The 11,816-nt window shown below is 60.3% G+C and carries 10 protein-coding genes and 1 pseudogene; 4 read left to right on the forward strand and 7 right to left on the reverse strand.

The genetic code is table 11. The annotated features are described in order from the left end of the window. Positions 1–39 precede the first annotated feature (39 nt). From ACM6I6_RS21385 to ACM6I6_RS21400, 4 genes and pseudogenes are all read right to left on the reverse strand, one after another. Entirely contained in the window at positions 40–885 is an 846-nt protein-coding gene (locus ACM6I6_RS21385) for a methyl-accepting chemotaxis protein (RefSeq protein ID WP_406591508.1), read from the reverse strand. Between the two features lie 18 nt (positions 886–903). Continuing rightward, positions 904–1,977 (reverse strand): annotated as a pseudogene (locus ACM6I6_RS21390) (cache domain-containing protein); the annotation flags it as partial. A gap of 100 nt (positions 1,978–2,077) precedes the next feature. Then, positions 2,078–2,377, reverse strand: coding sequence for a cell division protein ZapA (locus ACM6I6_RS21395; protein WP_046819903.1), 300 nt, complete (start codon positions 2,375–2,377; stop codon positions 2,078–2,080). Further along, on the reverse strand, positions 2,374–2,604 hold the full coding sequence (locus tag ACM6I6_RS21400) for a hypothetical protein (protein ID WP_046819963.1): 231 nt from the start codon (positions 2,602–2,604) through the stop codon (positions 2,374–2,376). Before ACM6I6_RS21400 ends, ACM6I6_RS21395 begins: the two co-directional genes overlap by 4 nt. 300 nt (positions 2,605–2,904) lie before the next feature. Here ACM6I6_RS21400 and ACM6I6_RS21405 point away from each other — a divergent pair, with 300 nt between their 5' ends. The 3 genes from ACM6I6_RS21405 to selO are packed head-to-tail and all read left to right on the forward strand — an operon-like array spanning position 2,905 to position 9,544. Next, positions 2,905–4,647 (forward strand): potassium/proton antiporter, encoded by a 1,743-nt coding sequence (locus ACM6I6_RS21405; RefSeq protein ID WP_274076050.1) that lies wholly within the window; start codon positions 2,905–2,907, stop codon positions 4,645–4,647. Positions 4,648–4,681: 34 nt separating this feature from the next. Next, entirely contained in the window at positions 4,682–8,032 is a 3,351-nt protein-coding gene (gene mscK, locus ACM6I6_RS21410; RefSeq protein ID WP_408599561.1) for a mechanosensitive channel MscK, read from the forward strand. A gap of 48 nt (positions 8,033–8,080) precedes the next feature. Beyond that, positions 8,081–9,544 carry a protein adenylyltransferase SelO gene (selO, locus tag ACM6I6_RS21415; RefSeq protein ID WP_323606456.1) on the forward strand — a complete coding sequence of 488 codons (1,464 nt, stop codon included), beginning with the start codon at positions 8,081–8,083 and terminating at the stop codon, positions 9,542–9,544. A 6-nt stretch (positions 9,545–9,550) separates the two neighbouring features. Here the strand turns inward: selO and ACM6I6_RS21420 are convergent, their stop codons facing one another. Further along, the gene (locus tag ACM6I6_RS21420; protein WP_274076053.1) at positions 9,551–9,952 is read right to left on the reverse strand and encodes a helix-turn-helix domain-containing protein; all 402 of its coding nucleotides are present in this window, start codon (positions 9,950–9,952) and stop codon (positions 9,551–9,553) included. Further along, complete coding sequence (locus ACM6I6_RS21425; protein ID WP_274076054.1) at positions 9,949–10,245, reverse strand: type II toxin-antitoxin system HigB family toxin; 297 nt, start codon at positions 10,243–10,245, stop codon at positions 9,949–9,951. The genes ACM6I6_RS21420 and ACM6I6_RS21425 overlap by 4 nt, the downstream gene beginning before the upstream one ends. A 195-nt stretch (positions 10,246–10,440) precedes the next feature. On the opposite strand from ACM6I6_RS21425, the gene trxC reads away from it, so the two are divergent. Continuing rightward, positions 10,441–10,875: a thioredoxin TrxC gene (gene trxC / locus ACM6I6_RS21430; protein WP_323626713.1), complete on the forward strand. Its 435-nt coding sequence runs from the start codon at positions 10,441–10,443 to the stop codon at positions 10,873–10,875. A gap of 99 nt (positions 10,876–10,974) precedes the next feature. On the opposite strand, the gene ACM6I6_RS21435 is transcribed toward trxC, so the two are convergent. Continuing rightward, positions 10,975–11,745: a ParA family protein gene (locus tag ACM6I6_RS21435; protein WP_274076056.1), complete on the reverse strand. Its 771-nt coding sequence runs from the start codon at positions 11,743–11,745 to the stop codon at positions 10,975–10,977. Positions 11,746–11,816: the final 71 nt, after the last annotated feature.

Here is an 11,816-nt window from a genome sequence, read left to right on the forward strand (position 1 = left end):
AGCGGGCTTGCTCGCGAAGAGGCCCGCACCGACAACCCATCAGCTCAAGCGAAACCCACCCATCTGCCGCGCCAGATCATCCGCCAACCGCTGCAACGTCTGGCAATCCTCCCGACAAGCCCTGACCTCCCCTGCCGTCGCCCGCGCCAGATCGGAAATTCCCTGCACGTTGCGATTGATCTCCTCGGTCACCGCCGATTGCTCTTCTGTCGCCGTCGCCACCTGGTGGTTCATGTCGCTGATGCGCTCGACCTGTCCGGTAATCGCCGTCAATGAGGCCCCGGTGCGCTGACTTGACTCAACCCCCGTGCCCGTGGCCGCTTGCCCGGAATGCATCGACGACACCGCATTCTCCGCGCCCTGCTTGAGGCTGCCGATCATCTGCTGGATCTCATCGGTAGAAGCCTGGGTACGTCGAGCCAAAGTGCGCACTTCATCGGCAACCACTGCAAACCCGCGCCCCATGTCTCCTGCTCGCGCGGCTTCGATCGCGGCATTGAGCGCCAGCAGGTTGGTCTGTTCGGAAATCCCGCGAATCACCGCCAGCACCTGATCGATCGATGCCACCTGATTGGCCAGCTCGCCCACGGCGCTGGCGGCGACACCGATTTCGTCGGACATGCTTTCAATATGGCGGATCGAACCGCCGACCACTTCCCGAGCCTGCAGGGCTTCATCCCGGGCGTTTTGCGAAGCGACTGCCGCGTTGCCGGCGTTTTGCGCAATTTCCTGCACGGTCAAGCCCATTTCGTGAACAGCGGTGGCAACCATGTCGGTCATCTCCTGCTGGCGCCCGGAACGCTCTGCGGTGTTGTCCACCACCCGCGCCACCTGGCCGACTGCGGTGCGCAAGCGTTCGCTGGTGGCCAGCACTTCGCCGATCATCTCGCGCTGGCTATCAAGGAACCGATTGAAGCCACGCGCCAGATCGCCCAGTTCATCGGCGCGACTGGCATCCAGCCGATGGGTCAAATCTCCACCACCGCTACCGATGGCGACCAGCGCCGCTGTTACCTGACGAATCGGCCGTACCAGGCCACGGGCCAGCAACACCACCAGCAGCAGGCACACCAGTGCCACCGCCAGGCCAATACCGCCGCTCATCCACATGGCGCGACGGGCCTCCGCGTAGATTTGCGCCTGTGGCACTTCGGCCACCAGGGTCCAGCCGAGATCGCGCAGGGGCAGGCTCAATGCCAGAAAATCTTCGCCATCGCGCTGGAAGTTGCTGCTCGCTGCGTTTCCTTGACTCATGACCGCTTGCGCCGCAGGGCCACCCACCTGCTCAGCCAAGGTGCGTTTGCCACTGAATTGCGCTTCAGGATGGACCTGGATCAAACCGTCGGAACGCACGAGATAGACCTTGCCGCGCTCACCGAAACTGAAGTTGTGAATCAGCTCCGAGAGCCCTTTCATGCTCAGTCCCAGCCCGGCGACGCCCACCACCTTTCCTGCCTTCTCGACTTTAAGGTCGATGAACAGCGCCAATTCTCCGGTGGCCGTGTCGTTGTCGATATTGAGCGTGCGCGGCTGGTTGCTGTCGAGAAACGAGTAGAACCAGGCGTCTTTCGGATTGGAACGACTGAGGGTCCGGTCCAGGCCTTTTTCGTTGAAGTAATGATTGGACGCGGTACCGACGATAATCGTGGTAAAGGCCTTGTGCTCGGCGCGGATGCCTTCGAGATAGGCAGTAAAGGTGTCGACCTGGGCACTGTCTTCACCCGCAGCCAGCCAGTCACGCACCATGCTGTTGCTGGCGATGTCCTTGGCGGCGGTGAGGGGTTGGACGAGGATGCGTTCGATGTCGTTGCGCATCGCTTCGATGCTCGACGGCAGCGCCTGTTCGACCAGATAGCGCTGGGCGAGGCGGTTGACCACGAGGGTATAAACGCCAACCACGATCACGATGCTGACCAGCAGGGCGGTGCCCATGCTCAGGATCAATTGCCACTGAATACTGCGACGCCAGAACTGCATGGAGCACCCCCAAAGAATAAGAGGCTGAAACACTGCAACAGCCGTGCCGATTGTATACAACTAAACCGACAATTTATTCTTTGGTTGTGCGCAAAGCCGATCAGGCCTGATTGATCGTCTTGGAGATCACTTCAACCGTGGCGCTGACTTGCTCTTGGTAACGGTCGAGTTCCTGTTTGTGCTGCTTTTGCATTTCGATCTGCTGGGAACACAGATTCATCGCCGCCAGCACCAGCAGTCGGTCACCGATCAGGGTCGGGTACTTCTTTTTGGTGTCGGCCAGGGCAGCTTTCAGCATCAACGCAGCGTCCAGCAGGGTCTGCTCTTCCCCGGCCGGTGCCTTGATCGAATAGTCTTCCCCCAGGATCGAGACGACTTTCACACCTGGGCCGTAACTCATGCGTTGACAGGGCCAGCGCTGACGCGCTCAACCAGGGCCTGGATGCGTGCAACGGTGGCGCCTTGCTTCTCTTCCTGTTCCATCAGGCTCAGTTGCAGGCTTTCGTTTTCGTCCTTGGCCTGGGCCAGTTCGGCGCTCAGGGCCTGGTTGGTGCCGACCAACGCCTGGTTCTGTTGCACGAGGTCGCTGACCAGTTGTTCCAATTGGCTTAGGGATGCTTCCAACATTTTGATTTTCCGGGCATTTTCAAAGGGCGCGTACGATAAAGAAAAGTCACGATGGATGCCAGGGTTATGCGGGCGCAAGGCCTTGATTTTCCTGGCCGGTGACCATTCTCGCGAACTGTAGAGACTGTGATTGGCCGATCTGGTTCCTGCACTTCGTCGCCATGGTGCAAATCCACGAGCATCGACCGTGTGCCCCTGCAAAGCTTTTTGACAGCATCACATTTCAACAGGTTAGAATCGCTGGCACGCAGACTGCATGGTCAGTTTGTGCCCGCTTTCCAGCCTTCCGGAGTACTGCCTTTGAATGCGACGACCATCAACAGCCTGTTCTTGATCGGCGCGTTGCTGGTAGGTGCGAGCATTCTGGTGAGTTCACTCTCGTCGCGCCTCGGCATCCCGATCCTGGTGATCATCCTGGCCGTGGGTATGGCGGCCGGCGTCGATGGCGGCGGCATTATCTTCGACAACTACCCCACCGCTTATCTGGTCGGCAACCTGGCATTGGCGGTGATCCTGCTCGACGGCGGATTGCGTACCCGCGTGTCGAGTTTCCGCGTGGCGTTATGGCCGGCGCTGTCGCTGGCCACGGTCGGGGTGTTGATCACCACCGGGCTGACCGGCATGGCCGCGGCCTGGCTGTTCGACCTGAACCTGATCCAGGGCCTGCTGATCGGCGCCATCGTCGGCTCCACCGACGCCGCGGCGGTGTTTTCGCTACTGGGCGGCAAAGGCCTGAACGAACGGGTGACCGCCAGCCTGGAGATCGAATCCGGCAGCAACGACCCGATGGCGGTGTTCCTCACCGTGACCCTGATCGACATGCTTGCCAGTGGCCAGACCGGCCTGCACTGGAGCCTGCTGACCCACCTGCTGCGCGAGTTCGGCATCGGTGGCGTCATCGGCCTCGGCGGTGGCTGGCTCATGCTGCAACTGGTCAACCGGATCAACCTGGCCACCGGCCTCTATCCCATCCTGGTCATTGCCGGCGGCCTAGTGGTGTTCGCCCTGACCAACGCCCTGCATGGCAGCGGCTTCCTGGCCGTGTACCTGTGCGGTCTGGTCATTGGTAACCGGCCGGTGCGCAGCCGCCACGGCATTCTGCACATGCTCGACGGCATGGCCTGGCTGGCGCAGATCGGCATGTTCCTGGTGCTGGGGCTGCTGGTCACGCCCCACGACCTGTTGCCGATTGCATTGCCGGCGCTGGGACTGGCGCTGTGGATGATCCTGTTTGCCCGGCCGTTGTCGGTGATGGTCGGCCTGCTGCCGTTCAAGGCCTTCCACGGGCGAGAGAAAGCGTTTATTTCCTGGGTTGGTCTGCGCGGTGCGGTTCCGATCATTCTGGCGGTGTTCCCGCTGATGGCGGGCCTGCCCAACGCCCAACTGTACTTCAACCTCGCCTTCTTTATCGTGCTGGTGTCGCTGCTGGTGCAAGGCACTAGCCTGCCATGGATCGCCAAGCTCCTGAAGGTAACCGTGCCGCCCGAGCCTGCGCCAATTTCCCGCTCCGCCCTGGAAGTGCACGTCACCAGCGAGTGGGAACTGTTCGTTTATCGTCTTGGCGCCGAAAAATGGTGCATCGGCTCGCCCCTTCGCGAACTGAAAATGCCGGAAGGCACGCGCATCGCCGCCCTGTTTCGTGGCCAGCAACTGCTCCATCCGTCGGGTAGTACGGTGCTCGAAGTCGATGATTTACTGTGTGTTATCGGCCACGAACACAACCTGGCGGCCCTCGGAAAACTGTTCAGCCAGGCACCGCAACGCGGCCTCGATTTGCGCTTCTTCGGCGACTTCGTACTCGAAGGAGACGCCCAGCTGGCCGCGGTTGCTGCCCTGTACGGGTTGAAGGTCGAAGGCATCGATCCGGACATGTCGCTGGGCCACTTCATTGCCCAGAAAGTCGGCGGTGCACCCGTGGTCGGTGACCAGGTGGAATGGAACAATACCATCTGGACCGTCGCGGTCATGGAGGGGAACAAGATCGGCAAAGTGGGCGTCAGATTCCCCGAAGGAAGTCGCCCGGGTCCGGGACTCTTCCTCTAAACTCCACTCTTCGTCCTGTTTTTGATCGGTCTCTATGTCAAGCCTGCGCACTTTTTTCGTCATGGTCCTTTTGGGGCTGAGCCTCTCTGTCGGTACAGTACAAGCCGCCGAACCGCCGAACCGCGAATCCGTGCAGGCGAGCCTGGACAAGATCGCCGACCGCAAACTGCCGGAAGCCGACCAGAAGGCCCTGCAATCGGTCCTGCAAAGCACGCTGACACAGCTCAACAACCAGCGCGACTACGAGCAGAAGCTGGTCGACCTCAAGCAACAACTGGCGACCGCGCCCAAACTGACCATCGAGAACCAGCGTGAACTGGCCCGCCTGAAGGCCAGCAGCGTGGTGCCGGTGGCGCAACGCTTTGCCAAGGAGTCGATCCAGCAGCTTGAGCAAATGCTCACCGAACGGGCAACCCAGCAAAGCGATCTGCAAAAAGCCCTGGGCGACGCCAACAGCCTGATCATCACCGCCCAGACTCGCCCCGAACGCGCACAGGCGGAAATTTCCGCCAGCCAGACGCGCATCCAGCAGATCAACAACATCCTCAAGGCCGGCAAAGACGCCGGCAAGACCCTGAGCGGCGAGCAACGGGACCAGCTCAATGCCGAGCTCGCGGCCTTGAACGCCCTGATCCCGCTGCGCCGCCAGGAACTGGCGGGCAACACTCAGCTGCAAGACCTGGGCAACAGCCAGCATGATCTGCTTTCGGAAAAATCAGATCGCCTGGACCAGGAAATTCAAGAGCTGCAAAACCTGATCAACCAGAAGCGCCTCGCGCAGTCCCAGGAAACGGTCACCCAGCAATCGATCGAAGCCCAGAAGGCCGGCGGCAGCAGCCTGCTGGCCATCGAAAGCACGGCCAACCTGAAGCTCTCGGACTACCTGCTCAAAAGCACCGACCGCCTCAACGAAGTCACCCAGAAAAACCTGCAGACCAAGCAACAACTGGACAGCCTGACCCAGAGCGATTCCGCCCTGGACGAACAGATCAACGTGCTCAAGGGCAGCCTGCTGCTCTCCAAGATTCTCTACAAACAGAAACAGGCCTTGCCGCGCCTTCGGGTCGACCGTGACCTGGCGGACCAGATCGCCGACATTCGCCTGTATCAGTTCGAAGTCAGCCAGCAACGGGAATTGCTCAGCAACCCGGCCGCCTACGTCGACAACCTGCTGTCGACCCAGCCGCCGGAGCAAGTCACGCCGCAGCTGCGCAAGAGCCTGCTGGAACTGGCCACCACCCGCGCCGACCTGCTGGAGCGGCTGAACCGCGAACTGAGCGCGGTGCTCAACGAATCCATTACCCTGCAACTGAACCAGAAGCAACTGCTCAGCACGGCGCAGAGCCTGCGCGCGACCCTCGATGAGCAGATGTTCTGGATTCCCAGCAACAAGCCGCTGGATCTGGAGTGGATGCGGGCTGTGCCGGAACGCCTGAACCGTCAGGTCGACACCCTGCCCTGGGCCTCAAGCCTGAGTGAACTGGTCGACGGCCTGACCCAGCGCCCCCTGCTGTTCCTGCCGCTGGCGTTGCTGATTGGCGCACTGCTGTGGCGACGCAAGCAGCTGTATGCGCGCCTCAACAAGGTTCACCAGGACATCGGCCACTTCAAGCGCGACAGCCAGTGGCACACGCCCCAGGCCATTCTGATCAACATCCTGTTGGCGATGCCGGTGTCGCTGGGCCTCGCCCTGTGTGGCCTGGCCCTGCAAATCGACGCCCGCGGGCAGAACGCGAGCATGGGCGCGGCGTTGCTGCAAATGGCCGGGGCCTGGCTGGTGTTCTACACCGCCTACCGCATCCTGGCGCCAGGTGGCGTAGCGGAACTGCATTTCCGCTGGGAAAAACCCCAGGTCGAATTCCTCCGCGGCTGGGTTCGTCGCCTTGGCATGGTGGTGATGGCGCTGGTCACCGTGGTGGCGGTTGCCGAGCTGCAACCAGCGGCTTTGGCCGATGACGTGCTCGGCATGCCGGTGGTGCTGATCTGCTACGCACTGATGACCTGGCTGCTCAGCCGCTTGCTGATCAGCAGCCCGACCCACGAGAACGCCTCGCTGTTCCGCAAGGTCCTGGGCATCGGGTTTACCGCGTTGCCCATCGCGCTGTTCGTGGCCGTGTGCTTTGGCTACTACTACACCGCGCTGAAACTCAGTGACCGGCTGATCAACACCCTTTACCTGCTGATGTTCTGGCTGGTGATCGAAGCGACTTTCGTGCGCGGCCTGAGCGTGGCGGCACGCCGCCTGGCCTACCAGCGCGCCCTGGCCAAACGCCAGGCGGCGAAGGAAGCCGGCGATGGCGAAGCGGTCATCGAAGAACCGACGATGGACATCGAGAAGGTCAACGAACAGTCCCTGCGCCTGATCCGCCTGGCGCTGCTGGGCGGCTTCATCGCCGCGCTCTACTGGGTCTGGGCCGACCTGATCACGGTGTTCTCGTACCTGGACAACGTCACCCTCTACGAATACACCAGCGGCACCGGAGCCAACATGAGCATGGTGCCCATCAGCATCGGCGACATGCTCGGCGCGCTGATCATCATCGGCATCACCTTTGCCCTGGCGCGTAACTTGCCGGGTCTGCTGGAAGTGTTCGTGCTGTCGAAGCTGAACCTGGCCCAGGGCAGCGCCTACGCCACCACCACGCTGCTGTCCTATGTGATCGCCGGCATCGGCTTCGTCTCGACCCTGTCGACCCTCGGCGTGAGCTGGGACAAGCTGCAATGGCTGGTCGCGGCACTGTCGGTAGGCCTTGGCTTCGGCATGCAGGAGATCTTCGCCAACTTCATCTCCGGCATCATGATCCTGTTCGAACGCCCGGTGCGCATTGGCGACACCATCACCATCGGCAACCTGTCGGGTACGGTGAGCAAAATCCGCATCCGCGCCACCACCATCACCGACTTCGACCGCAAGGACATCATCGTCCCGAACAAGACGTTCATTACCGGGCAACTGATCAACTGGTCGCTGACCGATACCATCACCCGAGTCACCCTCAAGCTCGGGGTCGACTACGGCTCGGACCTCGACCTGGTGAAAGAACTGCTGTTGAAAGCCGCACGGGAAAACCCGCGGGTGCTCAAGGAACCCGAGCCGCACGTGTACTTCCTGAACTTCGGCGAGAGCACCCTCGACCACGAACTGCGCATGCATGTGCGCGACCTGGGCGACCGCAACCCGGTGCTCGATGAGGTCAACCGCTTCATCAACCGCGAGTTCAAGAAGCAGCACATCAACATCTCGTTCCGCCAGATGGAGGTCTACCTCAAGAACCTTCACGGCCAGGAATATAAACTGGTGCCGATCGAACCGGAAACGAAAACCATCGTGCCAATGGTCGACGGCAAACCGGCGCAGGAACCGCCCGCCGCCAAACTCGACTAACCGGCCAATCCCCAGCAGAATGCTCGGACATTCTGCTGGAGCCGGCCCTTGAAAGCCCTCGACGAACTGACCTTCGACAACCGCTTCGACCGCCTGGGCGATGCGTTTTCCGCCCACGTGCTGCCCGAACCTATCGACAACCCACGCTTGGTAGTCGCGAGCCCGGCTGCCATGGCCCTACTCGACCTCGACCCCGCAGTGGCCGAGACCCCAGAGTTCGCCGAGCTGTTCAGCGGCCACAAACTCTGGGCCGACGCGATTCCCAGGGCGATGGTCTATTCCGGTCATCAGTTCGGCTCCTACAACCCGCAACTGGGCGATGGTCGCGGCCTGTTGCTGGGCGAGGTGTACAACGAGGCAGGCGAGCATTGGGACCTGCACCTCAAGGGCGCCGGCCAGACGCCCTTTTCGCGCATGGGCGATGGCCGCGCGGTGCTGCGCTCCTCTATCCGCGAGTTCCTCGCCTCCGAAGCCTTGCATGCCCTGAACATCCCGACCACCCGGGCGCTGTGCGTGATCGGCTCCGACACCCCGGTCTGGCGGGAAAAACAGGAGCGCGCGGCCATGGTCCTGCGCCTGGCACCGAGCCATGTGCGCTTTGGGCATTTCGAATATTTCTACTACACCAAACGCCCCGAGCAGCAGAAAGTGCTGGGTGAGCATGTTCTGGCCATGCACTTTCCCGAGTGCCTGGAACAACCGGAACCGTACCTGGCGATGTTCCGTGAAATCGTCGAGCGCAACGCCGAACTGATCGCCAAGTGGCAGGCTTATGGCTTCTGCCACGGGGTGATGAACACCGACAACATGTCGATCCTCGGTATCACGTTCGATTTCGGCCCGTTCGCCTTCCTCGATGACTTCGACGCCAATTTCATCTGCAACCACTCCGATGATCAGGGTCGCTATTCGTTCAGCAACCAGGTGCCGATCGGCCAGTGGAACCTCAGCGCCCTGGCCCAGGCCCTGACTCCGTTCATCAGCGTCGAAGCGCTGCGCGAAACCTTGGGCCTGTACCTGCCGCTGTTCCAGGCCCATTACCTGGACCTGATGCGCCGCCGCCTGGGCCTGACCACCGCCGAGGACGACGACCAGAAGCTGCTGGAGCATCTGCTGCAATTGATGCAGAACAGCGGCGTCGATTACAGCCTGTTCTTCCGGCGCCTGGGTGAAGACTCACCCGAAGCGGCTATCTCCCGTTTGCGCGATGACTTCGTCGACCTCAAGGGTTTCGATGCCTGGGGCGAGCTCTATGTCGCGCGCGTGGCCCGAGAAGGCGAGGTGGATCAGGAGGAGCGTCGCAAGCGGATGCATGCCGTGAATCCGCTGTACATCCTGCGCAACTACCTGGCGCAGAAGGCTATCGATGCGGCGGAAAGTGGCGACTACTCGGAGGTTCGCCGACTGCACGCCGTGCTGAGCAAGCCGTTCGAGGAACAGCCGGGGATGGAAAGCTACGCCGAACGGCCGCCGGAGTGGGGCAAGCATCTGGAGATCAGTTGTTCGTCGTGAGACGCGTCAGATAAAGACGTCCACCGGCACATTGAAGCGCTCGGCCAACCAGCGGATCTGCCGCAGGTTGAGCTGGCGCTTGCCGCTCAGGATCTCGGAAACGACCGACTGAGGCCCGACGCCTGGCAGGTCGCTTTGAGTCAAACCATGTTCGCGCATCATGTATCCAAGCACTTCAGCACCTGTGGCTTGGGGCATTGGGTGATGCTTGTGATCCCATTCCTCAATCCAGTCACCGATGATGTCCACCAGACTCATCAGAGGATGCGACTCGTCAACTCCGGTCATCTCGAGTAACTCGTCGAGTGCCTGCACCAGCGTGTCATAGTCGTCTTCGTTTTTGGGTTTGCGTAGCAATGGCGCTACAAACTCCCAGTGCTCCGCTGCGTTTTTTATCAGAATGCTCATACCCTACCCTCCTTCCATTTACCGCGGTCATATTCGCGGTGATCCAGCACATGCTTGATGTAGATTTTTTGATGCCGATATCGAACGTAGGCGATCAGCCGTAATTTGTTACCACCAATATCGAAAACATGAAGCTCACCAACCTTGTCGGTTGCGGGAAATGAAGACTTCATTGCTGCAAAATCATTTGGCGTGACGCGCTTTACCGTTCGATACCACTGGTCCAGTGCACTGGCCGCCTGCGGCCACTTTTCCTTGGCATCCCAGATTCGTTTTTCGGAAAACACTCGCATGCAACATCCTTATCGCATTTCGCAATGGTGAGTTAATCACAGACTGAAAATATCGCAATATGCGATAACCCAAACCAGACCAGTGGTCTCGCTTAGTACGACTCAGCCTAGTTTTATCGAGCGACACCGCACAATTGAAAATATGAGCAAACGTCTCCAAATAGCAGTGATCGGCTTCTCAACAGGACCTCCCTCATGACCGACCCACTCCTCATCCCCTGCCCCCACTGCAACGGCCTGAACCGTATTCCGGCGGAGCGCCTCAACGACCATCCGAAATGCGGACGCTGCAAGGCCGAACTCCTGCTGAACAAGCCTTTCGAACTCAAGCAAGGCGATTACGCCAGTCAGATCAAGGGCGATCTGCCGCTGCTGGTGGATGTGTGGGCTGACTGGTGCGGGCCGTGCAAGTCGTTTGCGCCGGTGTTCGAGCAGGCGGCGGGGCAATTGGCGGGCAAGTGTCGCCTGGCCAAGCTGGACAGCGAGGCGAACCAGCAATTGTCGGCACAGTTAGGCATACGCTCGATTCCGAGCCTGATTCTGTTCAAGAACGGTCGGGAAGTGGCGCGTCAGAGCGGGGCGTTCCCGCTACCGCAGCTGATGAGCTGGTTGCGTAGCCAGGGGATCTGAGACCGCCATAAAAGATCGCAGCCTGCGGCAGCTCCTACATAGAAATCAGTGTTGAAACGATCTCTGTAGGAGCTGCCGCAGGCTGCGATCTTTTGATCTTCAGGTGTTTTCCAGCAGGTTGTGCAGTTCGACAAACTGCTGAGTCAACTTGTGCCGCGGATCGAGATGGATCAGCGGCGTATTCGCCTGGTGGGATTCGCGCATACGCACCGAGCTGGCCAGGTACACCGGCAGCACCGGCAGGCCCTCGGCGATCAGCTCATCGAGAATTTGCTGTGGCAGGCTGGCGCGGGCCTGGAACTGGTTGACGACGATGCCCTCGACTTCCAGCCCTTCGTTATGGTCTTCCTTGAGCTCTTCGATTTCCGCCAGCACACCGTATAGCGCCTGACGCGAGAAACTGTCGCAATCGAAAGGAATTAGCACACGATCGGCGGCAATCAATGCTGAAACAGCATAGAAATTCAAAGCAGGAGGGGTATCGAGGTAAATCCGGTCGTAATCCTCGTCCAGCTCTTCAAGCAATTTTCGCAGCTTGTTGATCTTGTGCTTGGCCTCAAGCTTTGGCTGCAGGTCCGCCAATTCGGCAGTAGCGGTCACGACATGAAGGTTTTCGAATGGGGTTTCGTAGATGTCGACCTGGTTCTTCCTGGAGAAAGGCCCGGAGGACAGGGTCTGCTTGAAGAAATCGGCTATACCCATCGGGATATCGTCACCGGTGAGGCCGGTCAGGTACTGAGTGGAGTTGGCCTGGGCATCGAGATCGACCAACAAGGTGCGATAACCCTCGCTGGCGCTGACCGCCGCCAGATTGCAGGCAATACTGGATTTGCCCACGCCACCTTTCTGATTGAACACCACGCGCCGCATTGCAAAACCTCCGTGTATCAAAGAATGACCGAGTGTAGTGGTCCACGGCATGGCTTCGCTACCTCACAAAC

Source organism: Pseudomonas sp. IT-P218 (assembly GCF_949767605.1).
Classification (GTDB): domain Bacteria; phylum Pseudomonadota; class Gammaproteobacteria; order Pseudomonadales; family Pseudomonadaceae; genus Aquipseudomonas; species Aquipseudomonas putida_AE.

Coding starts and splice junctions, on each gene's coding strand:
- ACM6I6_RS21385 (WP_406591508.1), bottom strand. CDS start 885: ATGATCGGCGAAGTGCTGGCCACCAGCGAACGCTTGCGCACCGCAGTC.
- ACM6I6_RS21395 (WP_046819903.1), bottom strand. CDS start 2,377: ATGAGTTACGGCCCAGGTGTGAAAGTCGTCTCGATCCTGGGGGAAGAC.
- ACM6I6_RS21400 (WP_046819963.1), bottom strand. CDS start 2,604: ATGTTGGAAGCATCCCTAAGCCAATTGGAACAACTGGTCAGCGACCTC.
- mscK (WP_408599561.1), top strand. CDS start 4,682: ATGTCAAGCCTGCGCACTTTTTTCGTCATGGTCCTTTTGGGGCTGAGC.
- ACM6I6_RS21420 (WP_274076053.1), bottom strand. CDS start 9,952: ATGAGCATTCTGATAAAAAACGCAGCGGAGCACTGGGAGTTTGTAGCG.
- ACM6I6_RS21425 (WP_274076054.1), bottom strand. CDS start 10,245: ATGCGAGTGTTTTCCGAAAAACGAATCTGGGATGCCAAGGAAAAGTGG.
- trxC (WP_323626713.1), top strand. CDS start 10,441: ATGACCGACCCACTCCTCATCCCCTGCCCCCACTGCAACGGCCTGAAC.
- ACM6I6_RS21435 (WP_274076056.1), bottom strand. CDS start 11,745: ATGCGGCGCGTGGTGTTCAATCAGAAAGGTGGCGTGGGCAAATCCAGT.